Raw genomic sequence first — 25,299 nt, 5'->3', positions numbered from 1 at the left:
ATGGGAATTAGTTTAGCAAGATTAGAGTCTAATGCATTAAGAGAGCTTGCTATCATTTTAAGAAATGATGCGAAGAACAAGCACTTATCTAATGTTACAGTGACTGAAGTAAGAATAACAAACGATTTATCTTATATGACAGTTTATTATACCTTCTATCAGGGTAAGGAAGAAAATTATCAAAAAGCATTAGAAGATTGTAAAGGCTATTTGAGAAGTGCCCTTGCTAAAAAGCTAAATGCTAGAAAAATGCCAGAGCTTATCTTTAAAAGAGATACTTCCTTAGATTATGGTAATCATATCAATGATTTAATTGTTGGTATTCATGAGCATGATAAGGAAATTAAGGAGCATCAGGCTTCCTTAGGCATTAAAGAAGAAGAGGAAAAGTAATATGTCAGAGTGTAATCATAATTGTGACGGATGCACTGCATCCTGTGATAAGAATAAATCCTTACTTGCAAAAGCACCTAAGGATTCAAGTATTAAAAAAATTATTGGTGTAGTATCTGGTAAGGGTGGAGTTGGTAAATCCATGGTAACATCCTTACTTGCAACAGAGCTTGCCAAAGAGGGCTATAAGGTTGGAATTTTAGATTCTGATATTACTGGCCCATCAATTCCTAAGGCTTTTGGAGTTACAGAACAGATTCATGGTACAGAAGATACTATGTATCCATCAGAATCTAGCCTAGGAATTAAAGTAATGTCTATTAATTTAATTTTACAGGATCCATCCACTCCAGTATTATGGAGAGGACCTGTAATTGGTGGAGCAATTAAGCAATTCTATTCTGATACCTGCTGGGGAGATTTAGACTATCTATTTGTCGATATGCCTCCAGGAACAGGAGATGTTGCATTAACTGTATTCCAATCCATTCCAGTAGATGGAGTAATCATTGTATCTACTCCACAGGATTTAGTTAAGATGATTGTTGGTAAGGCAGTTAATATGTGCAACCAAATGAATATTAAGATTGTTGGTTTGGTTGAAAACATGAGCTATATGGAATGCCCTTGCTGTAAAGAAAAGGTATATCCATTTGGTGATTCAAAGCTAGAAGAAGTAGCATTCCACTATGACATATTACCACTTCAGGCTTTACCTATTAATCCAAATTATGCAAAGCTTGTTGATGATGGAAAGATTGAATCTATTGATACTTCATTCATCAAAGATACAGCAGAAGCTGTAAAAAAGTTTGGTAAAATTGAACTTAATAGAAACATTGTAAAGTAATTCAAATGCTCAAGCTTAATAACTTGAGTATTTTTATTTGACATTTTTTAAAAACTCGTTATAATAACATTGTCATAAAAAGAAGGAGAGAGTAATTATGAAAAAGAAAAAAATAACATTATTATTTGCATTAGCAGTATCTACAGTAAGCTTAGCTTCTTGTGGAGAAAGAGACTATTTTTCAAAGGATTTTGATGTAGCAAGTCAAGAAATGGATTCTTGTGCTACAGTAGAGTATAAGACAATAGAAGAAAAATCGAATTTGATAAATGAATTTGAAACTGTGAAACATAATACAAAAAATAATATCTTAAATGGTATGTCAGTTGATGAGTATGATAAATTCTACCAGAATAATACAACAATTATGATGACTCAAGAAGCTAAAGGCTATGAGTCTGGGGATAAGAATAAACCGGTTTTTAAATTCAAAATAAAATCTATTTATGATTCAAAAAATGGTTCTTCCTATTATTATGAATATTACCATTTAAAAACTAGTAAAGGTGATTCATCCTATTCTTTTGTAACAAAGGCAGTACTAAAGGATGATAAATACATTGTAAATTCGGATTTTGAATTTAATGATTACCAGTATTGTGATGAAAAGAAGGCAAGTGGTTCTCTAAAAATTACATCCTTTAAAGGAAACTTAATGAAATATTATAACTATACAGTTTTTGAAAATTGTTGTTATCCTGAATTGTTCTCGGGAAGATTTAATTCAAATAATATGTCTATATATTCTAATGAGGATAAGAGTTATATTTATGCCTCTGTTGATTTAAATCGTGGAGGATATTATGGAGATTCTGAAAAATATGTATCTATTAGAGAAAATAGTTTAGTATCTTATTATGGAGAAGCAAGATTAGGTTTGTCTGATTGTTTAGGATATGATAAAATTGATGGATATACAGATGTAAAATTAGAATATTAGTGAATCAATTTTAGATGATAAAATCGATTCAACAGACTATATAGAGTATAATTGGAATGATTATGATAGATATAATTATTCATTTGGTGATTATTTTTATTCTTTACCTGGATCATATGAGAATGGATTTATAAATGTTGTAGATGAATTAGTAGAAAGAAATCAAGATAAATTAACTATAACAAACCTCTGATTTAAAGAACCTAGGGAATCTAAATTTAGATTTCCTTTTCTTTTTAGATATTTATTTAAAAAGTAGTAAATTTAGCGTAAAATAAGGTGATGCAACCGATAGTTGCGGCCATTTCAAACTAAAATTGCTAGCGCAACCACTAGATTTTTGTTAAATTATGGCTGTAAATTGAAGGAGGAATGTGTTATGAATATTGAAACTGCAAACAGATTATATGAACTTAGAAAAAAGAATGGATTATCTCAAGAGGAGCTTGCGGATAAGCTTGGCATATCAAGACAGGCCGTATCAAAATGGGAAAGAGCGGAAGCATCTCCTGATACAGATAATTTAATCTTATTAGCTAAGCTATATGGTGTTACATTAGATGAATTATTAAATTCTGAATCTGCAGAGGATTTGGCAAAAGAAAATATAGAGGCAGATCCTATTATGGAATCAGAAATAGTTGAAGAAGAGAATAATATAAAAAAGGATTTACCTAAAAAGGAATTAAGTGAAGAAGAAAAGAAAGAAAAGAATTTCGCTTTAGATTTTGTTTCTGGATTATTTGTATTTGGTACTGCAATTGTTTATTTGACTATTGGATTTTTAGTTCCAAAATATGGTTGGAGCTGTTATTGGGTATTATTCTTACTTATACCTATTGCTACATCCTTAGTGGAAGCAATTCAAGAAAGAAGAATATGCAAATTCTTATATCCTGTATTAGTTGTAGCAGTATACTGCTTTTTAGGTATGAGATTTAATGATGTTAGTTATAATTTATTCGGAAAAGAAATGCATGGATTTTGGCATCCAATGTGGATTTTGTTTTTAACAATCCCTCTATTTTATGCAGTTGCTGGCCCAATCGATTCTTATATCCATAAGACAGAAGATACAAATAATGATTAATGCCTATTTATTTAGGCATTTTTTTATTGAAATGAGCGTTACTTTTATTGACTTAATAATAAAAAAAGCATAAAATTACTTTTGGTGTTTGAATAATATTAGGAGGAATAAAACATGAGCATGTTTGATAAGCTTTTAGCTAATTTAAAGGCTAAGAGGAAGACTATTGTTTTTACAGAAGGTACTGATGAAAGAATTCTTTCTGCAACAGACCGTTTATTAAAGGAAGACTTAATGGATGTTATCCTTTGTGGTAACGTTAATGAAGTAGCTAAGGCAGCTAAGGAGGGTGGCTTTGATGTATCAAAGGCTACAGTATTAGATCCTTTAGCTTATGCTGAATTTGAAGCTATGGTAGATAAGATGGTTGAATTAAGAAAGGGCAAGATGACAAGAGAAGATTGTGCTTCTAGCCTAAGAAAGTCTAACTACTTTGGTACAATGCTAGTTAAGATGGGTAAGGCAGATGCATTACTTGTTGGTGCAACTTACTCTACTGCAGATACAGTTAGACCAGCACTTCAGCTAGTTAAGACTAAGCCAGGTGCAAATTTAGTTTCTTCATCTTTCATCCTATTCCGTGAGAAGGATGGAGTAGAAGAAAGAATTGCAATGGGTGACTGCGCAATTAATATTTCTTATGAGGATACAATCGATAAGGTAACTGGTGAGGTTAAGGTTACAGCTGCATCTAAGCTTGCAGAAGTAGCAGTTGAAACTGCTAAGACAGCTGCATTCTTTGGTATTGATCCAAAGGTTGCTGTATTATCCTTCTCTACATATGGTTCTGGTAAGGGCGGTACAGTTCAGTTATCTCATGATGCTGTAATTGAAGCTCGTAAGCTAAACCCTGAATTAGTAATTGATGGTGAATTCCAGTTTGATGCTGCAGTATCTCCTGTAGTAGCTAAAACTAAGTGCCCTGATTCTAAGGTTGCTGGTCAGGCAAATACATTCATCTTCCCTCTAATTGAGGCTGGTAACATTGGTTATAAGATTGCACAAAGATTAGGTGGATATGAGGCATATGGTCCAATTTTACAGGGATTAAATGCTCCTATCAATGACTTATCTCGTGGTTGCAACGCTGATGAAGTTTATAAGATGGCTATCATCACTGCTGGTATGGCTGAATAGTTTTAGATTTAAAGCTTCTTCGGAAGCTTTTTTTCTTGCAATCTTTTTATATTTATGTTTTATAATAATTAATTGTTAAGGGGGATTATATGAGAACAATTAAGCTTTATTATGATGATTTCCAAAAACAAATTGATGTATTACGTCATGCCTCAAGAGGTATTGTTATAAAAGATAATAAGATTTTATTAACCTATGTTAAAACAAAAGATATTTATATGCTACCTGGTGGTGGTAAAGAGGGAGTAGAAACTATCACTGAAACTTGTATTAGAGAATTACAAGAAGAAACAGGAACTTTAGTTTCAGTAAAAGATTTATATTTAGATATTGAAGAGTATTTTGAAAGAATGTGTCACATTAATCATTATTTGATTTGCGAGGTTAATGAAGAGAATTTACCACTTAAGCTAACAAAAGCTGAAATTAAGGCAAAATGTGAGCCTAGATGGGTAGATTTAAATGAAGCATTAAGAATATTTGGAAGCTATCCAGAATATCAATATACTAATGTAGAGGTCTATGGCTTATATCAAAGAGAATATAGAGCTATAAAGGAATATATAAGATATACAAATATTATGGATACTTATAATTTCTTAAAAAGCTATAAGCCAGTGAATGAACAAGAAAAAGCAGATTTGGAATATATGCTTTATATGTATGAAAAAATGGGAGATGAATTATTTAAAAGAGAATCCTTAGCTACTCATTTTTCATCATCCTGTTGGATTACAAATAAAGACCATACAAAGATTTTAATGAATTATCATAATATATATAAAAATTGGGGATGGCTTGGAGGCCATAATGATAATGATAAGGATTTCTTAAGTGTAGCTTTAAAGGAAGCCCAAGAAGAATCTGGCTTATCGAATATCAAGGTATTAAAGGAAGAACCAGTATCTATAGAGGTATTACCGGTTACATATCATATAAAGAATTCTAAATTTGTGTCTAGCCATACACATATGAATGTAACTTATTTATTTGAAGCAGATGAAAAAGAAGAACTAAAAATAAAACCAGATGAGAACTCTGGCTTAAAATGGGTGGATATGGATAAAACAATTGAAATTACAAATGAAGAAGATATGAAGCCTATTTATAAAAAACTAAATGATGCCTTAAAAAGATTATAGAAAAAGCCAGCAAATTGAATTTTGCTGGCTATATTTATTATTCGTTATCTTTTCTTGGAACAGAAACAGAAGAACGTACGATGATATCACCATCGACAACAATTCTTTGGCTCGCTCTGTTCATCATTAAAGAGGTTAAAAGATAATATGCTCTTTCACCAATTAATTCTAGATCCTGACGGATAGTTGTTAGAGGTGGCTTAATGTATCTTGAAATTTCTAGATCATCATAGCCTGTAACAGAAATATCCTTAGGTACTGCCATATGGAATCTTTCAATACCATTAATAAATCCTACCGCAATAATATCAGAAGAGCATACAACTGCAGTTACATCTCTTTGAGCGAAGTATTCGGATGCCTCAAAGCCAGATGCTTCAGAGAATGAACCATAGAATACATAATCTGGATTATATTCGATATTATTCATCATTAAACCGATAATATATCCTGCATAACGTTCATTCGCAACGAAGGATTGCTTATCCGCATGGATAAAGCCAATCTTCTTATGTCCACTCTTCGCAAGAAGTGTAACTAATCTTTGAATCGTATTGATATTATCATTTGTAATTGTAGATACCTTTTCACCATTTAAGATATTATCGTATAAAACAGTAGGTATTTTTGTTGTTTCCAATTCCTTAAAAAAAGGAGATAAATAATTTAGACCAACAATGAATGCACCATCATAGTTATTATTCATCATGAATTTTTCATAAGATGGTGTAACATCTGAAATTGGTCTTGTGATTGTTTCAAAGTTATTAACTCTTGCTGCCTCAGCAAATGCTAAGGATAGAGGAATAAAAATGTTTGACTTTGAATCAACTGCATTATCAAATAAGACACATAGTCTTCTTATGGATTTTACCTTTAATCTTTCATCTCTAGATTTGTATCCATTTTCTTTTGCATATTTTAAAACTTGTTCTTTTGTTTCGGGAGATACATCGAAACCACCATTCAGTGCCTTGGAAACAGTAGACACGGAAAGATGTAATGCATCTGCTATATCTTTTATTCGCATAGTAATCACCTTCAAATACATTATACATAAATTTCGTTTAGATTACAAGAATTTTCGAAAAAAATCCGAAATTCTTTCGGAAATGTTTGAATTGTTTTGAAAGTTCAGCAAGTTATTCACTTTTACTTGTAAAGGCTTTTAAAAAAGCATAAACTTAAAATGAATTAAATTCATTTGGAGGAATTTCTATGGAACAAAAAAGATGCGCTGGCGTTTTATTACACATCACTTCCTTACCATCAAAGTATGGTGTAGGTACTTTAGGAAAGGAAGCTTTCGATTTCATTGACTTTTTAAAGAAGTCTAATGTTTCCATTTGGCAGGTTTTGCCACTAGTTCCTACGAACTATGGTGATTCACCATATCAGTCTGTATCATCTACAGCATTAAATTATTATTTAATTGACTTAGATATCTTAAGACAAAAGAAGCTTCTTAAGAAAGAGGATTATGAGAATGTCTTCTTTGGAGATGATCCTTTAAGAGTAAATTATGCAGCATTATTTGAAAACAAGACTGAAGTCTTAAGAAAGGCTTTTAACAATTTCGATAAAGAAAACAGAAACTTTAAGAAATTTGTTAAGGATGGAGATTATAATGATTTCGCAGTATTCATGACTATTAAAGCTATGCATGAATATAAATCTTGGGATTTATGGAGCGAGAAGTATAAGAACTATTCTAAAGAATTAGAAGAATCTGTTATTGAAGAATATAATGATGATTACCTATTCTGGGTATGGACTCAGTTTGAGTTTGTAAATGAATGGAAGAAGCTTAAGGATTATGCAGAGGAAGCAGGAATCCGTATTATGGGTGATATGCCTATTTATGTTGCTTACGACTCTGTTGAGGTTTGGAAGCACCCTGAGCTATTCGATTTAAATCCAGATAAGAGTAAGCACTTAGTTGCTGGTTGCCCACCTGATGTATTTAGTGAGGATGGTCAGCTATGGGGTAATCCATGCTATAACTGGACATATCAGAAGAGTAGAGGATATAAGTGGTGGACTTATAGAATTAATGAAAGCTTTAAGTTTGTAGATATGCTACGTATTGACCACTTTAGAGGATTTGACCGTTACTATGCTATTCCTGCAGAAAATACAAACGCAAGACAAGGTGAATGGTTAGATGGTCCTAAGAGCGATCTATTTAAGGATAAGCTAGATTTAAATATCGTAGCTGAAGACTTAGGTGTTATCGATGATGGTGTTAGAAAGCTTATGGCAGATACACAGTATCCTGGTATGAAGATTTTAGAGTTCGCTTTTGATGGTTCTAAAGAAAATGACCATTTACCTAGCAACTATAAGAAGAATCTATTATGCTATACAGGTACACATGACAATATGCCATTATACCAGTATATTTTAGATTTAAATGAAAAAGAATATGAGACCTTCAAAGAAGGCGTAAAGAGAGAAGCAAAAATGTTAGGCGTAACTGTTAAGGGTGAAGATCCTAAGTCTATTGAGAAGACTGTAGTTGAGCTTGCCTTCGCATCTATCGCAAATATTGCGATTGTGCCTTTACAGGATTTATTATGCCAAGATGGTTCTACAAGAATGAACCTTCCATCTACAGTTTCTACAGATAACTGGAGCTATAGATGCAAAAAGTCCTATTTCTCTGATGAACTTGCAGAAGAATTAAAGGGCTATATTACTAAGTATAATCGTTAAAAGATTTGATACTCAAATCTGTGTTTACCTCTTTTTTCTTTGGGAGGCTCCACCAAGGAGCCTCCTCTTTTTAACTCTTGGAGAATAACCATTATGAAAACTGTTATATTTGATTTATATGGAACATTGATGAATATTCATACCGATGAAGAAAGGGATTCTTTTTGGAAGAATCTTGCCAAGGCCTTTAAGGATTATAAGGAATATGAACCAATGGAATTAAAAAGTGAATATTTAAAGCTATGTAAGGAATTAGAAAAAGAAAAAGAAGAAATAGAAATATTAGATGTATTTCATATTCTATATCCTGAAGGAGATGTAAATAAGATTGCGATAACCTTCCGCAAATTATCTACAGATTTTATTCATCCTTATTTTGGAGTAAAAAGATTATTAAAAAAGCTAAAGAGTGAAGGCTATAAAATCTATTTGCTTTCGAATGCCCAAGCATCCTTCACTAAGTGGGAATTATCTAAATTCAATTTAGAGTATTTATTTGATGGAATATTCTTATCTAGCGATTTAGGTATTAAAAAGCCAAATATGGCTTATTATAATGCCTTAATTGAAAAGTATTCTATAGATACAAATAATGCAATTATGATAGGTAATGATTACAATAATGATATTTTGCCTGCAAAAGAGCTTGGATTAAAGACTATTTATATTGAATCAAATCAATCCTATTTTGTAGATACAGAAGATAAAATTATCAATTTTTCTTATCGTAAAGTATTAAATCGTATTCATGAATTGTTATAAAAAGGTAGAGGTTTAACCTCATATGAGGAGGTGTATGTATAAATGAAAAAGGAAGTTTTTCGTAAAGTTTTGTTATTATTTATTCCTATTTTTTTAGAACTTTTACTAATAAATTTGTTATCCAGTATAGATACAATCATGCTTACAAGATATGATGAATTATGTGTAAATGCGGTTGGCACATCGAATCAAACACTATCGCTTTTAACTACATTAATCATTATTTCTTCCAACGGAGTATCTATTACTGTTGGTCAATTCTTAGGTGGAAGGAAGGATAAGGAAGCAAAGGATGTATTAAGCCAAGGTGTATTCTTTAATTTCTTTTTAGGACTTGGATTAATGCTGGTTTTCTTCTTTTTCAATGGCCCATTATTAAAGATGGCAAATACACCAGATTCCTTCTTTGAATATGCGAAAACATATTTAAAAATATATTCTATTGCATTACCATTTCAAGCAATAACTCAAGTAATTAATGCAAACTTTAGAGCCTATGGTAAGCCATTTTATATGACCATCATATCGGTTGTTTCTAATTTAATTAATGTATTATTTAACTGGCTATTAATCTTTGGTGTTGGAATATTCCCAGAGCTTGGAATAAAGGGCGCTGCAATTGCGACAGTGATATCCTTAATATTTAAAACATTCTCTGGGATTATTTTGAATCACTTTATTTTAAAATGCCCATTAATTCCAAGACATATCGATAAGAGTATTTTAGCTGCAATAGTTAAAATTGGTGGACCATCCGCACTAGAAACTGTTACATATTCCGCGTGCTCGTTTGCACTTACTGCTGCATTAAACACTTTGTCTGACCCTGAAATTAATTCTAGGGTATTAATTAATCTAGTATTAGGATATGTTTTAATGTTCTCCTCAGGCTTAGCATCTGCCAATTCCATATTAGTTGCAGGATATGTTGGTTCCCATAAATATAATGAGGCCAAGAAGCTAACCTTATATGTTACAATGATTGGTTTATCCTTTGTTTTACTTTTAGTAACTTTAATTAATATTCTTGTAGATCCACTCTTTACAGCAGTAGCTGGAAAGAGGGATAATATAGATATAATAAGAAGCGTTTTACCACTTGTATACATACTTGAAATTGGCAGGTGCGTCAATTTAATAGTCATAGGTGCTCAAAAGAGTAGTGGAGATGTAATATTTCCATTAGTATTAGCCATAATTTCTATGGCAGTTATTATGGGTGGAGGATCATGGCTTTTTGCAGTAAGCTTTAAGATGAGGCTTGCTGGTATTATACTTGCTCAAGGCTTAGATGAATTTGTAAGAGGAATTGTATCTTTAATTCGTTGGTTTAGTGGTAGATGGCAAAATAAATCTTTAATTAAGGATAAAGATTTAGAAATAGAAGAAGAAATGAAAGAACCTAAGGAGGAATTCATTTATGGAAAGAGAGAAAAGTTGTGGTGCTGTCCTATATTTAATGAAGGAAGGCAAAAGATTTTATTTAATTGAAAAAATGAGACTTGGACATTATTCTTTAGTTAAAGGTCATGTAGAAGGAAATGAAACTGAAGAAGAAACTGCCCTAAGAGAAATTAAAGAAGAAACAAACTTAGATGCTAAATTAGATACATCCTTCCGTCAGGTTATTACATATTCCCCTAAGGTTGGTGTAATAAAGGATGTTGTATTCTTTGTTGGAGAAATTGTATCTTTAGATGTAAAGGCTCAAGAAGAAGAGGTAAATCAAATTCTATTTTTAGAATTTGAAGATGCCATAAATACATTAACTTATGAATCGGATAAAGAAATTTTAAGACTTGCTAGAAGACATTTAAAATAAAAGAGGCTGAGAAACTATTTTAGTTTCTTAACAGCCTCTTCTCTTTTTATGCAGTAAACAAAGTTATTGACTGATATATTTTTTAATCATATAATTTTTTTGAAAAAGAATGGAGAGGGATTTATGAATAAAAAGTTAAAATATTTAATTATAATCGCAAGTGCTATAGCTTTAATAGCTACAATTCTTACAATAGTATTTGTACAAAATTTAAAAGATTCTGAAGGAATTAGGGAATATGAAATGGATGGGTATAAATACAAAATAGAATTAATGAATGATTCAGAAAATGAAGCATGCTTTTTCATTCCACAAAATGGTAAAGAAATACATATTCCTGAAGAAATTACCATTAAGGAAAGATGGGTTGAAAAGAAATATACTGTAACTGAAATTAAGTTTGACTATGTTAAAGAAAAGCTTACACCAGATTCTTTAATTTATAAAACGAAAATCATTGTACCTAAAACAGTTTCTCGTATAAGAGATGATGGTTTTGATGAATTTACATATGCAATGATAAATAAAGAAAAGATGGGATTTTATGTTCCTAATGTAGGAGATATTGAAGTAGCTATAGATAATCCATATTTCGATTCAAGAGAGAACTCGAATTGTATTATTGAAACGAAAACAGATAAGATACTTATAGCTGGATTAAATAGTCCAAAGATTCCTAGTACAGTGAAAGAAATTGGTTCCTTTGCCTTTTATATATATAATCAAACGGAATTAACAATTCCTTCTAATGTTAAGAAAATAGACTCCTGTGCATTTATGGGATGTGAATCTTTAAATAGTATAAAGTTTGAAGAAGGAGTCGAAGAAATTGCTATTTATGCGTTCGTTCTTTTGGATGTATTCATTGAAAAGGATGATAGATCTTATTACAATTTAAATGAAATATATATTCCATCTACAATGAAAAAAATATCTGAGGTTCCCTTTGCATTCTGTAATAGTTATGAGACCAAACTTTATTATAATGGTTCTGACTTTAGTTCCATTGTAAGTAAAGACTTATTCTACACACATAGACAAAGTATTGGAAATGTAGTTATAACGCATATAAGTCCTTATACAAAGGATGGTTATTTTTATATAGAAGGATGGTGCCACCCAATAGGTTATATATATTTATACAGTGAAACTGCTCCTTCAAATGAAGGAAATTATTGGCATTATGTAGATGGCAATATAACAATATGGGAATAAAAAACTGAAGGGGCTGAGAAACTATTTTAGTTTCTGACAGCCCCTTTATTTTTTAAATTTATTGGTGATTTCTTCTATTAAGCATTTTGGAACATATTTATCAATTGCACAACCAAATGTAACTAATTCCTTGATTGCAGAAGAAGATACCATTTGATTTTTTGTTGTAGGCATAAGAAGGATTGTTTCAACATCAGGATAAATATCTTTATTGTATTGGAATAAAGAAAATTCATTTTCATAATCGGAATAATTTCTCATACCACGAATGATAACTTTTATTCCATTATTTTTACAGTAGCTTACAACAAGTCCATCCCAAGATGTTATAACAATATTTGTTAATCCTGCTGTTGCTTTTTTTAGCATCTCAATTCTTTCTTCAACTGTAAAAGATGTGCCTTTGGCTATATTAAAGGATACAACAACATGTACCTCATCAAAGAGCTTTGAAGCTCTTTTTATTATATCTAAATGTCCATTAGAAATTGGATCAAAGGATCCAGGATATACGGCTTTTCTCATATAAATACCTCGCTTTCTTTCATTATATAACATATATACTTTATTTAAAAGTATATAAATGATATACTAGGTGTGTAAAAAAATTTGGAGGGATTATTATGGGAGGATTTTACGGTGGTACAAACCACAACTCAGGTTCAAACTCAAATTACAGCAGCAATGATTCTCATGATGATGATTATCATTACTGTAGATGTCACCATTACTATAATCCAGGACACCCTATATTTAATATAGGAACTGGTATATTCTTTTTAGTATTGGATGTATTTATGGTTTATTTAATTTCACAAGCGGAAATAGAGCTTGCTGCAAAGATATTTATAGCTACAATTATGTTCCTATTCTTTACGATTGCTGGTGTTGCAATTATTATTATAAATATTAAGAGATATCAAAAGGAAAAGGAAGAAATCAAAGAAACAATAGATATAAATAAAATAGATATTGATAGCTTTTTAAATTCCATTTCTAAAGATAGCACAAAGGTTTATGCAAAAACTGAGGAGCCTAAAAGTAATCGTATTATAACTAGGTCAGCAAGAATTGTAGGCTATGTATTAATGGGGCTTGGCTTAGTATTATTTTTATTATTAAACCAGGTAAAGGTAAAAGCTACAGTTACAAGTAAATATGAAACATCAAGTGAGGTTTCCTATTCCTTCACTTATTCCTATAATGGAGCACCCTACTCTGGACAGGGGAGTGATAAGAAGGAGTATTCAAGCATGATTACAGAAGGTAGTCAGTACTATATTTATGTATCTATGGTAAACCCAAGCCATTATGAATTTGAGTATAATGCAGCACCTATGATTACTTTATTCGTATTCCTAATTTTAGGCTCAGCCTTCTTAGGATATGGTATTATTCAAAGAAAGAAGTATTTAGTTTCTATTAAATTTGTTGGAGACTTAAATCACGATGGTAAAATCGATGAGGAGGATTATAAAATCTATAAAAATGGTGGAGGGGTTGAGGTTGAATTTGAAAATGTATCTAAAAGCAAATTCAAATATTGCCCATACTGTGGTGAAAGATTAGTAAATCTATCCTATTGTGGAGCTTGTCATACAAGAATTAAATAGTGATATTTAAAGGGGTAAATCCCCTTTTTTTCATGATTTTCTTTATAATGAATATACTAATTTTAATTAGTATGTTATAATATTTTCATATTTTACGAGGTATTTAACATGGTTGTTATAGCTACAAATAATAAGAATAAGGTTTATGAATTTAAAAGTCTATTTGGTACGGATAAAGTTGAATTTAAAACCTTACATGAAATTGGGTATGATAAGGATATCATAGAAGATGGAAATACATTTAAGGAAAATGCCATTATTAAAGCAAAACAGGTATCAAAGGATTTAGGATGTATTGCAATATCTGATGATTCAGGCTTAATGGTTGATGCACTTGGTGGTGAACCTGGTATATATTCAGCTAGATATGCTGGTACTCATAACGATGATGATAATAATAAATTGTTAATTAAAAATTTACAAGGCATAGAAAATAGAAGTGCTAGATATGTATGTGCCATTTGTATTTATTATCCAGATGGGAATTATTTAGTTACTGAAGGAACTGTTGAGGGTATTATTATTGATACACCTAAGGGTGAAAATGGTTTTGGCTATGACCCATATTTTTATATTGAAGAATTTAAAAAGACCTTTGCAGAGGTCCCATTAGAATTAAAAAATACAATTTCCCATCGTGCAAGGGCAATAGCTAAGATGAAGGAGCTAATCAATGAAGATTTTACTTATAAGCGATAGCCATAATAAATTAGTTGATGAAAATTTTAAAGAATTTGATGCCATAATTCATTGTGGGGATTATGGGAATAGCTTGCCTATATTAAAAAACAATAATATCCATTATGTTATAGGAAATTGTGATTCTTTTGGTCCAAAGGAATTACTTTTAGATTTATTTGGGAGAAAGGTATTCATTACACATGGTCATTACTATGGAGTAAAGGAATCCTATGATAGAGTAATGTATAGAGCACTAGAGCTTGGAGCTTCTGTATGTCTATTTGGACATACGCATATTCCTATTTGGAGACCAAGTGATGATTTACTTACAATGAATCCTGGAGCCTATATGGATGATTTTAGAATCATTATTACAGATGATTATATCTATTATTATTTTGAGGATAAGAACTATAAAAAATTTGAATTTAAGTGGTGATGAAAATTGATGTCTTTAGATGAAATCTTACAATTAGATAAAGTACAGTCTTCGGTAAAAAAGATTGATCTTTTTGTAAGCCAAAAGACTAAATTTTCAAAAGATTACATGAAGGCTATAGCCTATAAAGGCTTAGTTTTACATGAGCTTGGTAAAACGAATGATGCATTAAAATTATTATATGAATATGTACCTGATATCAATAAAATGGATTCCGAAGGAGTAATTGCCTTATGTAGTTCTATTGTTGATGTTACTATTTCTATTGGTGCATATGATCAAGCAGCAAAATATATTCGTATCAAACAAAAATATTTACCTATTTCACGTCAAAGTGAGTATATTAAGGATTCTACAAGATTATATTTAGCAAAACGTGATTACGAAAATGCTAAACAATCTTTAAAGGAATATCTAGATGATGATATCACTAGAGAAGAAGAAATCTTTGCTTTAGAAAAATTATCGGATATTTATTATATGGAAAGAGATTATGATAAATATTTAGAATTAATTCCAAGGCTTGAATCCTATTATGCAACAACTCTAGATTTATCTCATCAAGAAGAAATAGCTAAAAATAAAATAGAAATAGCTTTTATAAGAAAGAATTATATAAGAGTCATTCAAGATGGAGATTCCTTCTTTAATGAATATGATGCATCTATTGATAAGAAGCTATTAATCGCATCTTATATGATTAAATCATATATTTTAGTAGATAATTATAAAAAGGCTTCTATTGTAGAAAGTAATTATGAAGAATATATAACAATAGATTATCCTAAGGAATCCTTAGAGTTTGCTAAAGCGGCTCTAGATTTATATATTCATACGAATACAGCTTCATCTATTATTTCTTATAGAAGAAAAATAGAAGAATTAGAGGATGTATTAAATCCGAAGGAAGATATCAAAAAGGTTGTAAAAAAATCCAAGAAAAAAGAAGAAATTGTAATTCCTACTATAGAAGAAAAGGAAGAGGTTACACTTCCTTTAATTAAGGCTGAAGATACAAGCTATAGTCCTCTTGGTATATTAAATCCTAAAGTAGTAGAATTACCTTTACAAAGTCAAAAGGTAATTGAAGATATTAAGACGGTTAAGAATATAACTGTATCCGAAAATTATAGAAAGCTATCTATAATTTTTGATACAATGAATCAAGTAGACCATAATGTTAAATTTAGAGAAGCATTTCGAAGAGCTTCTATAGAAATAGCTAATCAATATTCTATAAAAGAAATCTATTTATTATATTTTGATTATAAATATTTAGGTTTGCATTATAAGGTTGAAAGAGTATATGATAAAGAACCAAAGGTCGATTTATTAGATGGTACACTTGGATATCAGGCTATGCAAATGGGGCGTGAGGTATTCTTAGATTTATCAGATAAAACTTATTCTAAAAGTATCGTTACAGGAAAAGATTTTATCAGTGATACTTATGCTATAGCTATTCCATTATTTGATAATAATAGAGAGCTTGGTTCTATTACATATTTATCTGATACACCATTTTTAAGTGAAGATTTATGCTATGAATCCTTAAAGCTTATAACTTCCGTTTTAAATACAAAATTAATTGAGTATTTAGATAGAGAAAAGAATGATATTAAAAATAGTAAAATGCTATTCATTCAAGAAAATATGTCTTTAGGTGTTATAGAGAATTTAGAAGGCTATTATCATTTTTCCGATAAAGCTCAAGAAATACTTGGCGTATTAGAAACCTTAACAGATAAAGATTATTTTATGCATATGGAATCTTCTGATGTCATAAAATATAAAGAAATATTAAAAGAATTATATGCCCTAAAGTCTAAAGATATTATCTTTGAATATGATTTCAAAAAGGGAAATAGTAAGGTTAGAATTAAAGAAAGATTCTATCCATTATTAAATAATGGAATGATTATCATTTATTCTTTAATAGAAGATATTACAAGCGAGAAAAAGGAAAAGGATGATTTAGTTGCTCTAGCATATGAAAATCCTATATCTCATATGCAAACAGAGGTTAAATTGACTGTTGATTTAGCTAAGGAATATTCTAAAAAGAAATTATCCTTAGTTATTATTGATGTTATAGATTCCTTATTCTATAAAGATATTTATGGCTTAAATTTCTATAATCAAGTAATCTATGCCGTAGGATTAAAGCTAAAGGATGCCTTCAGTAATCATTTTAATATCGAATTATATCATTTATTTGGTACAACCTATGCAGTTTTAATCAAGGATATCAATGATAAAAGAATTGTAGATTCTATACTTAAAAATGCATTAGATAATGCATCGCTTTCTATGAAGCAATTAAATTATAGAGTAAATATAAGATTTAATGCTGGTGTATTTCGATTAGGTAAAAATATGAATTTTAATGATATTCATGAGCTAATTGAAAATGCAAGTGATGCATTAATTGATGCATCAAATATGGATTCTTTAGATAATCATATTGCTCATTATGATTCCCATCTTGCGAAAGAAAGATTCTATCAAAATCATTTAGTAACTGCAATTAGTGAAGCAATAGATCAAGGTAAGCTTTCTTTGATGTATAAGCAAATAGTAAATTTAACAGGAAATAAGGTATTAGGCTTCTATTTAGAAATTAGTATGGATACTTTAGAAATATCTAAAGAAGATATGGATAATGTCATAAAGAAAAAAGGATTAGTTTCTAATATAGAAAAATATATGCTTCGTATGGCTTATCAAGAGATGAGATTATTTAATAATGAAACAAAAGCTTATCCTAATTTATTTATTCCTGTTTCTAAAGAAACATTAGAAGAAAAATATTTAGAATCTCTAGCTACAAATGAGAAGTTTTATAAGGTTAATCCAAAATATATAACTTTAGTTACAGATTCTATTCATAATACATGCCTAGAATCCTTGCGTGATACAAATTATCATTTAGCATCTAAAGATATATTTGATGTATATAGAGGCTTATGTGATTATCTAATTTATGATTACCATGGAGTAAATTCAAGCTCTATTCCAGAAATATTAGAATTATGTGAAAAGCATAATGTTACAGTTATCCTATCGAATATGGATAGTAGTATAGATATAGATATGGCAAGAGAAAATGGTTATCAATATATTTTTGGTAATTATTATAATAAGAGATTCCGTATAAAAGACTTACTCCAAGGAGTAAAAAGAAGAAAAAACTAGAAGAAGGCTTTAAATAAGCCTTTTTTTATGGTAAAATATTAAAAATTTTTTGCGAGGAAGAGATTATGAGAAATTTTCAGAATATTAAAAGAATCATAATAAAAGTAGGTTCATCCTCTTTAGTTAAGAGTGATTATTCTGTAAATATGCCAATGCTTGTTACTATTATGCATGAGTTCTCTAATTTAAAGAAAAAGGGAATTGATGTAGCTTTAGTAACCTCTGGTGCGATAGCGGTTGGAATGAATGTCTTGGGGCTAGAGCATAAGCCTAAGGACATGGCATTAAAACAGGCTTGTGCGGCAGTTGGACAAGCGAAGCTTATGGAAGCATATAATAAGGCTGCAGAAATATATAATATCAAGCTTGGACAAATATTAGTAAATCATGATGACTTCCAAGTAAGAAAAAGAATGCTATATTTATCAAATACTTTAGATAGCATGTTTAAAAATAATATTGTACCAGTTATCAATGAAAATGATGCATTAGCTGTTGAAGAAATTAAGGTTGGAGATAATGATACACTTGCAGCCTTAATTGCACCAATGGTAGATGCTGACTTATTAGTTTTATTTTCTGATATTGATGGATTATATACTAAAAATCCTAAGGTTTATAAGGATGCAGTAATGGTAGATATAGTAGATAAAATAGATTCCAATATTTTATCTATGGTATCTGGTTCCACAACAAATGTTGGAACTGGTGGAATGGAAACAAAAATCGATGCTGCATTAATTTCAACTATGGTTGGAGTAAATATGATTATTTGTAATTCAAATAAGCTTGATTCGCTTATAGATATTGCAGAGGGGAAAAATATTGGTACATTATTTAAAGCACAAGAAAAAGGAATCTCTTCTAGAGAACATTGGATGATATTTAAAGCAAATAGCCAAGGGGCTATTACTGTAGATAATGGAGTTAAAGAACTACTTGAAAAAAGAAAGGTATCTATATTACCAAAAGGAATTACCAAAGTAGATGGAGAATTCTTAAGTGGTTCTGTTATAGATATAATCTCTTTAGATGGAATTATATTAGCGAAAGGAATTACAAACCATTCCTCAAGCGAAATAGATTCCGTTAAAGGAAAAGACTCTAAGACTGCAGAAAGTATAATTGACTTTCATACAAAGAAAGGTATCGTCTATGCCGATGATATGGTAATTCTAAAGGAGGGATATTATGGAAGATTCGTTAAATAGTATCTTAAATAATACAAAGGAAGCTGAAAAAGAGCTTCTAAAGCTTACAAATGAAGATAGAAATTTAATGCTAAAAAGAATAAGCGAAGCTATTTTAAAGAATAAAGAATATATCATAGAAGAAAATAAAAAGGATATAGAAATAGCTAAAGCATCCGGTTTAAAGGAATCTATGATTGAAAGATTAACCTTAAATGATAAAAGAATTGATGGATTAGTCCAAGGTATTTTAGATGTTATAGAATTACCAAATTATATAGGTGAGGTTATTGAAAGCTACAATAGGGATAATGGTTTAAGGATTGATAAGGTAAGAGTTCCTTTTGGAGTTATTGCAGTTATCTTTGAATCTAGACCAAATGTATGTGTAGATATTGCAGCATTATGTATTAAAACTGCAAATGCTTGTGTATTAAAGGGTGGAAAAGAGGCTATATTAACAAATAAAGCTTTATGCAAGATTATGCAAGATGCAATTAAAGATATTGTAAATCCTAATTGTATCACTTTAATCGAATCTACAGATAGAAGCGCAACGAATGAGCTTATTGTGAAAAAGGAATATATTGATTTATTAATTCCTAGAGGATCTAAAGGATTAATTCAATATGTAGTATCCAATGCCAAGGTTCCATATATTGAAACAGGAGCTGGTAATTGTCATTTATATGTTCATGAAAAGGCAAATCTAGATATGGCAATGAAAATTGCTATAAACGCAAAATATTCTCGTCCTAGTGTATGTAATGCAATAGAGAATATTATTGTTGATGAAAAAATAGCAGAATCCTTTTTACCAATGTTAAAAAAGGAATTTGATTCTCTTAAAATAGAAATCAGAGGAGACGAAAAAACAAGAAAGATAATTTCTTGTAATGAAGCTACTTTGGAGGATTATTATACAGAATATAATGATTATATTGTTGCAGTTAAGGTAGTTAAAAATTTAGATGAAGCAATAGCACATATCAATTTACATTCTACAAAGCATAGTGAGGCTATTATTACAGAAGATATTCATGCTTATGTAAAATTCATGAATGAAATTGATTCTGCATGTGTATACCATAATGCATCTACAAGATTTACAGATGGTGGATGCTTTGGGTTTGGCGCTGAAATTGGTATTTCAACAGGCAAGCTTCATTCTAGAGGTCCTATGGGGTTAAAGGAAATTACAACGTATAAGTATTTAATTTATGGAAATGGTCAGGTGAGAGAGTAATGTATCAGATTGCAATTTTAGGTGTTGGTAAAATGGGTAGTGCCATTTTAGAGGGAGTATTAAGAAGTGGCGTATATCAAAAGGAGGATATCCTATTACATATTCATTCCTTTGAAAAGCTAGCTAAATATAGAATGGAAGGCTATAATGTAACCAATCATATTGAAGAGGTATTAGAAAATTCTAAGATTATTTTAATTGCTATAAAGCCTCAAATGTTTCCTGAAGTATTAGAGGATGCAAAGAATTATGATTTTAGTGGTAGATGTGTAATAAGTATTGCAGCAGGATTAACTATATCTTATATCCAAAGCTACTTCAATAATGCCTTTGTTGTTCGTGCTATGCCAAATACACCAGCTCAAATTAAAGAAGGAGTTACAACTCTTTGTAGCTTAGATGATTCAAATATATTCTTTACAAGTGCATTAAGAGTATTTAGATCTATTGGTGTTGCATACCCTATAAAAGAATCAGAAATGGATGATTCCTTAGCTTTAAATGGTTCAATGCCAGCATACCTATATTTATTTGCGAAAGCATTTATTGATGATGCGGTTAAATGTGGTATCGATTATGATGTAGCTAAGAAGCTAGCTGCAGAATCTATTAAAGCTTCTGCAGATATGATTTTAAAAAGTGAAGACTCTATAGATCAATTGATTACAAATGTTTGTTCTAAGGGTGGTACAACAATTGCAGGATTAAATGTATTGAAAGAAAATGGCTTTGAAGATACTATTTCTAAATGTGCAAGAGCTTGTGCAAATCGTTCGAAAGAATTAAGTAAATAATAAAAACGGAAGCAATTCAAATTTGCTTCCGTTTTCTTTATTCTTCTACACTTTCTTCAAGAGAAGAAGTATTATCTAAAGCTTCTTCATCTTTCTTTTCTTTCTTTTCTTTTTTCTTTTCCATAGCTTCCTTAGCCTTTTCTGCAATTTCATATGCACGAATAAGATATAAGATACGCTTAGAAATTTGAATATATGTATTTGCAGTCATTGCAAAATCCATCGCAAGCTCTGTTAAAGCCTTCGTATCATTTTCTTCAATATCATTTAAATGCTTAAATGCCTCTTCAACAGAAGAATCAAGCTTTTTATTATTTAAATGATTGAATTTATTAAATATTTCAGCCTTAGTTGTTTGATCCTTATATTCAGAATCAATGATTTGCTTAACCTCTGCAATAGATAATACTTGCTTTAATGTACAAATCTCTTCAATAAGAGCTAAATGCTCCTTATTATATTTTTTAGAGATAGGAGAAGGTAATACCTCACCCTTTACATAATTATTAATCATAGATGGGGTAATTTGCTTATCCATAGTAGAAGTTTGGAAAATATATAACTGTTTATCTAAAAACTGGATAACCTGATCCATATATAAATCTAAATCTGGTAACTGCTCATAATCCTTAAAAGAGAAGTTATTAAGCTCGTTCATCCAGTTTTCTAATGCCTTTTTTATGCTGTCCATATATAACACCTCGATTGATTACTTCAATTTTATCATGTTATAGTAAAAATTACAATAAAAAGCATCGAAAATAGTTGACAAGTTTTTAAAATTGGTTTAATATAGTATCGAAAACTAGATGAAATAGTTTTTAGACAAGGAGCGTATCGCTATGGAAAAAAGAATTCTAATTGCCGGATGTTCACATTATTTAAGAGAATATATAAAGAATGGTATATATTTTATATCGAATGAATACTATCTTAGAATGCTTTATAAAAAATATGATGTATATAATTTATCTAAAAAGAATCTTACTTCCAAAGAAGCAATGCTTCTTGTAAAAGCTTTTTTGAAATTGGGATCCTTTGATTACTGTATCTTATCCTTAGGTGAAGGAGATATGGAAGAAGGAATAGATAAGGAAGCATTTAGAAAGAATCTAATCGAAATTATATCTATTTGTAATTATTATGGAGTAAAGATTGAACTTCAAAATCCATTATGTAAGAAGAATAATCTATATTTAGATGTAATTGATGAGGTTCGTGCATTATATAACTTAGATAATATAAACTATCGCAAGGTTCTTCTTGCAGCATAAAAAAAGAAGTCCCTTGTGGACTTTCTTTTTAATAATGTCTTAATTGAGTTAATAAGCCTAATGCTACTTGAATTGGAATACCAATTAAAAATAGCATCCAATAATTATATTCGAAATGGGATGTATAAAGGATTTGTAAATATAATCCTGCAATTAATGTCCAAACGAATATAGAGCCAATGACAATGAACCATTTGCGTCTTCCCCATTTCATATTGAAAAACCAAAGAAGAACGCAATTTGCTGGAACTGCCCAAATGAAAATAGGCCAATTGTTAAACTCTTGGTATAAATTCTGATATACGTACACAATGATTACACCCATCCAAATAATGGAAGAGAATAAAGCTGTGATGATGATTCGATTTCTGAATTCCGATTGAGGAATTACATATTCCTTTTTCTCATCATAAGCTCCATCATGAGTTAGATAATCTAGGGTAACACCATATATGTTACAAATCTGATAAAGAACCTCGATATCAGGTAATGATTCTCCTTTCTCCCACTTTGATACGGCTTTATCAGAATACTGAACCATATTGGCTATATCCTGTTGTGTATATTTTCTTGACTTTCTTAGCTCTACTAAATTTTGAGCTATTAATTTCTTTAAATCACTCATACATCACTATTATACCCCATTTTCCTCGCAAAAACTAGGGTTATAATGCAAATTCTACTGTGAGTAGAGTAGTTTTTTTAAGGTAGAATGTGTGTAGAATTCGATGTAGCCTTATATATTATTGACAGTAGAGCGATAATGTTTTATCATTCAGTCGGTTTTTTTAAAAGAAGAACCAAGGAGGTATTTTTCTTATGAATCAAAAGAAAATCGTTCCTATATTCTTTGCGTGTGATGACAAATATGTTAAGTTCACAATGGTTACTTTAAAGTCCATTATGGAAAATGCATCACCAGATTTTGAATATAGAGTATACATTTTAAATACAGATATAAAGGAAGAAACAAAGGAAAAGTATTCCTCTGTTTCCAAAAAGGGATTTAGTGTTGAATATGTAGATGTATCTAGCTACTATGAAGGAATCGAATCTCGTCTACCAGTAAGAGATTATTACAACAAGACAACTTATTTCCGTTTCTTCATTGCAGAAATGTTTGAAGAATATGATAAGGCAATCTATATTGATTCTGATACTGTAGTATTAGGTGATATTTCTAAATTCTTTAGCCATGATATTACAAATTATTATTGTGGAGCATGTAATGAGCAGGCAATGATCCAAACAGAATGTTATGGTAATTATGTTGAAGAGGTTTGTGGTGTTAAAAGAGATGAATTCTTTAATGCAGGCTTAATGCTAATTAACACAAAGAAGTTCCGTGAGGATTGTGTATTAGATCAGTTCATTAACCTACTTGGAGTTTATAGATTCCAAGTTACTCAGGATGAGGATTACTTAAATGTTATTTGTAACCATAAGGTATTATGGATTGATAATTCATGGAATGTTGAAATTTATGGTGAAATCAAATACAAAGATGAAGATATCAATATGATTCATTATATTATGTGGGGTAAGCCATGGCATATGAAAAATGGTCCTTTAGGTGAGCATTTCTGGAAATATGCTATTATGACTCCTGGATATGATGAAATTAAAGAAATTCAAGAGAATTATAAAGAAGAGCAAGTCTTAAGAGATATGGAGCAGGCTAAGATTTTAGAGGCTCTAGCAATTAGTGAATCCTTAAGAAGTGATTCTTATTATAAATTATTACAGAAGGGTGAAATTGCTGTTCATTCTATTGACCGCTTAAGAATTATGAAGAAGATTCGTTCTTATGAGGTTGAAGGCAGATTTGCTGAAGATGTTGAACAGGATCCTCCCAGTCGTGAGATTTTACCTGGCGAAGTTGATTATTTAAAGAAGAAGGTTACTTCTAAGATTAAAACAAAGGCAGCATATTTTGTTGCAAGAAGATTTTTAAATAAAATTATCCGTAATAAGCAAATGATTATTAAGGATATTGAGGGTATCGAGAATTTAAGGAACTTAGATAGTGGTGCTATTTTGACATGTAATCATTTTAATGCATTAGATTCCTTTGCAATTCAGGTTGCATATGAAACATGCATTAAAAAATCCGAAAGAAGAAAAAGAAGATTTTACCGTGTAATTCGTGAAGGTAATTACACAAGCTTCCCTGGCTTCTATGGATTTTTAATGAGAAATTGTTATACATTGCCACTAGCTACAAATATGAAGGCTATGCAGCAATTTATGAAATCTACCAATACATTACTAGAAAAAGGTAATTTCGTGCTTGTTTATCCAGAACAATCTATGTGGTGGAATTATAGAAAGCCAAAGCCACTTCAAAAGGGTGCATTCCAATTTGCAGTTAAAAGTAATGTACCTGTTGTACCATGCTTTATTACAATGGAGGATTCTGATATTGTAGATAGCGATGGCTTTAAGGTACAAGAATATACTATTCATATTGGAAAGCCAATATATCCAAATAAGGAAGAAAATTCCAAAGCTCAAATTAATTATTTAATGAATGAGAATTATTCTTTATGGAAGGATATATATGAAAAAACATATAATATTCCACTAGAATATGCAGTAAGGTAAGTCAAAAGCTTACCTTTTTTCTTTCCCTTGTTTTTAAAACAACGTTACAACAATAATTGTCTTGAAAAGGTTTTCATAATCCCGTTTTCAACAGTTAAAAAATAGAAAAGAGAGAATTATGGCCTAGATAAGCCATTTTTCTCTCTTTCACTGTGTTATAAAAATGTAGTTACAAAAATTATTTAGAAAATTTTTTT

Annotated in this window: 24 protein-coding genes; 20 read left to right on the top strand and 4 right to left on the bottom strand. The window is 30.3% G+C overall.

Translation table 11 applies throughout. The features are described 5' to 3' along the window. From rbfA to EI71_RS10325, 6 genes are all read left to right on the top strand, one after another. Entirely contained in the window at positions 1-393 is a 393-nt protein-coding gene (gene rbfA, locus EI71_RS02835; RefSeq protein ID WP_119015742.1) for a 30S ribosome-binding factor RbfA, read from the top strand. A gap of 1 nt (position 394) precedes the next feature. Beyond that, complete coding sequence (locus tag EI71_RS02830) at positions 395-1,243, top strand: Mrp/NBP35 family ATP-binding protein (RefSeq protein ID WP_119015741.1); 849 nt, start codon at positions 395-397, stop codon at positions 1,241-1,243. Between the two features lie 97 nt (positions 1,244-1,340). After that, a complete protein-coding gene (locus EI71_RS02825; protein WP_119015740.1) occupies positions 1,341-2,183 on the top strand; it encodes a hypothetical protein in 843 nt (280 codons plus the stop codon). 379 nt (positions 2,184-2,562) lie between these two features. Next, positions 2,563-3,273, top strand: a complete 711-nt coding sequence (locus EI71_RS02820; RefSeq protein WP_119015739.1) for a helix-turn-helix domain-containing protein — start codon at positions 2,563-2,565, stop codon at positions 3,271-3,273. A gap of 114 nt (positions 3,274-3,387) precedes the next feature. Next, complete coding sequence (locus tag EI71_RS02815) at positions 3,388-4,410, top strand: phosphate acetyltransferase (protein WP_119015738.1); 1,023 nt, start codon at positions 3,388-3,390, stop codon at positions 4,408-4,410. A gap of 89 nt (positions 4,411-4,499) precedes the next feature. Continuing rightward, on the top strand, positions 4,500-5,552 hold the full coding sequence (locus tag EI71_RS10325) for an NUDIX domain-containing protein (protein ID WP_211321014.1): 1,053 nt from the start codon (positions 4,500-4,502) through the stop codon (positions 5,550-5,552). Between the two features lie 37 nt (positions 5,553-5,589). Here EI71_RS10325 and EI71_RS02800 read toward each other — a convergent pair whose 3' ends face one another. Beyond that, the gene (locus EI71_RS02800) at positions 5,590-6,582 is read right to left on the bottom strand and encodes a LacI family DNA-binding transcriptional regulator (RefSeq protein ID WP_162849706.1); all 993 of its coding nucleotides are present in this window, start codon (positions 6,580-6,582) and stop codon (positions 5,590-5,592) included. 188 nt (positions 6,583-6,770) lie between these two features. On the opposite strand from EI71_RS02800, the gene malQ reads away from it, so the two are divergent. From malQ to EI71_RS02775, 5 genes are all read left to right on the top strand, one after another. Beyond that, on the top strand, positions 6,771-8,267 hold the full coding sequence (gene malQ / locus EI71_RS02795) for a 4-alpha-glucanotransferase (protein ID WP_119015736.1): 1,497 nt from the start codon (positions 6,771-6,773) through the stop codon (positions 8,265-8,267). Between the two features lie 93 nt (positions 8,268-8,360). Next, entirely contained in the window at positions 8,361-9,029 is a 669-nt protein-coding gene (locus tag EI71_RS02790) for an HAD family hydrolase (protein WP_119015735.1), read from the top strand. A gap of 42 nt (positions 9,030-9,071) precedes the next feature. Next, positions 9,072-10,520: an MATE family efflux transporter gene (locus EI71_RS02785; RefSeq protein ID WP_162849705.1), complete on the top strand. Its 1,449-nt coding sequence runs from the start codon at positions 9,072-9,074 to the stop codon at positions 10,518-10,520. Beyond that, complete coding sequence (locus EI71_RS02780; RefSeq protein ID WP_119015733.1) at positions 10,450-10,851, top strand: bis(5'-nucleosyl)-tetraphosphatase; 402 nt, start codon at positions 10,450-10,452, stop codon at positions 10,849-10,851. The genes EI71_RS02785 and EI71_RS02780 overlap by 71 nt, the downstream gene beginning before the upstream one ends. Positions 10,852-10,974: 123 nt before the next feature. After that, positions 10,975-12,066, top strand: a complete 1,092-nt coding sequence (locus tag EI71_RS02775) for a leucine-rich repeat domain-containing protein (RefSeq protein WP_119015732.1) — start codon at positions 10,975-10,977, stop codon at positions 12,064-12,066. Between the two features lie 45 nt (positions 12,067-12,111). On the opposite strand, the gene coaD is transcribed toward EI71_RS02775, so the two are convergent. Further along, on the bottom strand, positions 12,112-12,591 hold the full coding sequence (gene coaD / locus EI71_RS02770; RefSeq protein WP_162849704.1) for a pantetheine-phosphate adenylyltransferase: 480 nt from the start codon (positions 12,589-12,591) through the stop codon (positions 12,112-12,114). 98 nt (positions 12,592-12,689) lie between these two features. Here coaD and EI71_RS02765 point away from each other — a divergent pair, with 98 nt between their 5' ends. The 7 genes from EI71_RS02765 to proC all read left to right on the top strand — a co-directional run bounded on the left by EI71_RS02765 (position 12,690) and on the right by proC (position 21,224). After that, entirely contained in the window at positions 12,690-13,679 is a 990-nt protein-coding gene (locus EI71_RS02765; protein ID WP_119015730.1) for a hypothetical protein, read from the top strand. A gap of 108 nt (positions 13,680-13,787) precedes the next feature. After that, positions 13,788-14,378 carry an XTP/dITP diphosphatase gene (locus EI71_RS02760; protein ID WP_119015729.1) on the top strand — a complete coding sequence of 197 codons (591 nt, stop codon included), beginning with the start codon at positions 13,788-13,790 and terminating at the stop codon, positions 14,376-14,378. Further along, positions 14,353-14,799: a metallophosphoesterase family protein gene (locus EI71_RS10095; protein ID WP_162849703.1), complete on the top strand. Its 447-nt coding sequence runs from the start codon at positions 14,353-14,355 to the stop codon at positions 14,797-14,799. Before EI71_RS02760 ends, EI71_RS10095 begins: the two co-directional genes overlap by 26 nt. Before the next feature lie 9 nt (positions 14,800-14,808). Further along, positions 14,809-17,994, top strand: a complete 3,186-nt coding sequence (locus EI71_RS02755; protein WP_162849702.1) for an EAL domain-containing protein — start codon at positions 14,809-14,811, stop codon at positions 17,992-17,994. Positions 17,995-18,059: 65 nt separating this feature from the next. Continuing rightward, positions 18,060-19,205 (top strand): glutamate 5-kinase, encoded by a 1,146-nt coding sequence (gene proB / locus EI71_RS02750; protein ID WP_119015727.1) that lies wholly within the window; start codon positions 18,060-18,062, stop codon positions 19,203-19,205. Then, entirely contained in the window at positions 19,186-20,430 is a 1,245-nt protein-coding gene (locus EI71_RS02745; protein WP_119015726.1) for a glutamate-5-semialdehyde dehydrogenase, read from the top strand. Before proB ends, EI71_RS02745 begins: the two co-directional genes overlap by 20 nt. Next, positions 20,430-21,224, top strand: coding sequence for a pyrroline-5-carboxylate reductase (gene proC, locus EI71_RS02740; RefSeq protein WP_119015725.1), 795 nt, complete (start codon positions 20,430-20,432; stop codon positions 21,222-21,224). The genes EI71_RS02745 and proC overlap by 1 nt, the downstream gene beginning before the upstream one ends. Before the next feature lie 37 nt (positions 21,225-21,261). Here proC and EI71_RS02735 read toward each other — a convergent pair whose 3' ends face one another. Further along, positions 21,262-21,915 carry a DUF1836 domain-containing protein gene (locus EI71_RS02735; RefSeq protein WP_119015724.1) on the bottom strand — a complete coding sequence of 218 codons (654 nt, stop codon included), beginning with the start codon at positions 21,913-21,915 and terminating at the stop codon, positions 21,262-21,264. A 151-nt stretch (positions 21,916-22,066) separates the two neighbouring features. On the opposite strand from EI71_RS02735, the gene EI71_RS02730 reads away from it, so the two are divergent. After that, complete coding sequence (locus EI71_RS02730; RefSeq protein WP_119015723.1) at positions 22,067-22,498, top strand: hypothetical protein; 432 nt, start codon at positions 22,067-22,069, stop codon at positions 22,496-22,498. Between the two features lie 28 nt (positions 22,499-22,526). Here the strand turns inward: EI71_RS02730 and EI71_RS02725 are convergent, their stop codons facing one another. Next, on the bottom strand, positions 22,527-23,123 hold the full coding sequence (locus EI71_RS02725) for a helix-turn-helix domain-containing protein (RefSeq protein ID WP_119015722.1): 597 nt from the start codon (positions 23,121-23,123) through the stop codon (positions 22,527-22,529). Between the two features lie 194 nt (positions 23,124-23,317). Between EI71_RS02725 and EI71_RS02720 the strand changes: the two genes are divergently transcribed. Then, entirely contained in the window at positions 23,318-25,102 is a 1,785-nt protein-coding gene (locus EI71_RS02720; RefSeq protein WP_119015721.1) for a glycosyltransferase, read from the top strand. The last annotated feature ends 197 nt before the right edge of the window (positions 25,103-25,299 follow it).

Source organism: Anaeroplasma bactoclasticum (genome assembly GCF_003550015.1).
Classification (GTDB): domain Bacteria; phylum Bacillota_I; class Bacilli_A; order Acholeplasmatales; family Anaeroplasmataceae; genus Anaeroplasma; species Anaeroplasma bactoclasticum.
This window is presented reverse-complemented; position numbering and strand designations above follow the sequence as displayed.

Bases quoted from the DNA above. Each gene is read 5' to 3' on its own strand.
- EI71_RS02800 (WP_162849706.1), bottom strand. From the start codon at position 6,582: ATGCGAATAAAAGATATAGCAGATGCATTACATCTTTCCGTGTCTACT.
- EI71_RS02820 (WP_119015739.1), top strand. From the start codon at position 2,563: ATGAATATTGAAACTGCAAACAGATTATATGAACTTAGAAAAAAGAAT.
- rbfA (WP_119015742.1), top strand. From the start codon at position 1: ATGGGAATTAGTTTAGCAAGATTAGAGTCTAATGCATTAAGAGAGCTT.
- EI71_RS02755 (WP_162849702.1), top strand. From the start codon at position 14,809: ATGTCTTTAGATGAAATCTTACAATTAGATAAAGTACAGTCTTCGGTA.
- EI71_RS02785 (WP_162849705.1), top strand. From the start codon at position 9,072: ATGAAAAAGGAAGTTTTTCGTAAAGTTTTGTTATTATTTATTCCTATT.
- EI71_RS02730 (WP_119015723.1), top strand. From the start codon at position 22,067: ATGGAAAAAAGAATTCTAATTGCCGGATGTTCACATTATTTAAGAGAA.
- EI71_RS02775 (WP_119015732.1), top strand. From the start codon at position 10,975: ATGAATAAAAAGTTAAAATATTTAATTATAATCGCAAGTGCTATAGCT.
- malQ (WP_119015736.1), top strand. From the start codon at position 6,771: ATGGAACAAAAAAGATGCGCTGGCGTTTTATTACACATCACTTCCTTA.
- EI71_RS10095 (WP_162849703.1), top strand. From the start codon at position 14,353: ATGAAGATTTTACTTATAAGCGATAGCCATAATAAATTAGTTGATGAA.
- EI71_RS02815 (WP_119015738.1), top strand. From the start codon at position 3,388: ATGAGCATGTTTGATAAGCTTTTAGCTAATTTAAAGGCTAAGAGGAAG.
- EI71_RS02760 (WP_119015729.1), top strand. From the start codon at position 13,788: ATGGTTGTTATAGCTACAAATAATAAGAATAAGGTTTATGAATTTAAA.
- EI71_RS02725 (WP_119015722.1), bottom strand. From the start codon at position 23,123: ATGAGTGATTTAAAGAAATTAATAGCTCAAAATTTAGTAGAGCTAAGA.
- EI71_RS02780 (WP_119015733.1), top strand. From the start codon at position 10,450: ATGGAAAGAGAGAAAAGTTGTGGTGCTGTCCTATATTTAATGAAGGAA.
- EI71_RS10325 (WP_211321014.1), top strand. From the start codon at position 4,500: ATGAGAACAATTAAGCTTTATTATGATGATTTCCAAAAACAAATTGAT.
- coaD (WP_162849704.1), bottom strand. From the start codon at position 12,591: ATGAGAAAAGCCGTATATCCTGGATCCTTTGATCCAATTTCTAATGGA.
- EI71_RS02735 (WP_119015724.1), bottom strand. From the start codon at position 21,915: ATGGACAGCATAAAAAAGGCATTAGAAAACTGGATGAACGAGCTTAAT.
- EI71_RS02825 (WP_119015740.1), top strand. From the start codon at position 1,341: ATGAAAAAGAAAAAAATAACATTATTATTTGCATTAGCAGTATCTACA.
- EI71_RS02830 (WP_119015741.1), top strand. From the start codon at position 395: ATGTCAGAGTGTAATCATAATTGTGACGGATGCACTGCATCCTGTGAT.
- EI71_RS02745 (WP_119015726.1), top strand. From the start codon at position 19,186: ATGGAAGATTCGTTAAATAGTATCTTAAATAATACAAAGGAAGCTGAA.
- proC (WP_119015725.1), top strand. From the start codon at position 20,430: ATGTATCAGATTGCAATTTTAGGTGTTGGTAAAATGGGTAGTGCCATT.
- proB (WP_119015727.1), top strand. From the start codon at position 18,060: ATGAGAAATTTTCAGAATATTAAAAGAATCATAATAAAAGTAGGTTCA.
- EI71_RS02765 (WP_119015730.1), top strand. From the start codon at position 12,690: ATGGGAGGATTTTACGGTGGTACAAACCACAACTCAGGTTCAAACTCA.
- EI71_RS02790 (WP_119015735.1), top strand. From the start codon at position 8,361: ATGAAAACTGTTATATTTGATTTATATGGAACATTGATGAATATTCAT.
- EI71_RS02720 (WP_119015721.1), top strand. From the start codon at position 23,318: ATGAATCAAAAGAAAATCGTTCCTATATTCTTTGCGTGTGATGACAAA.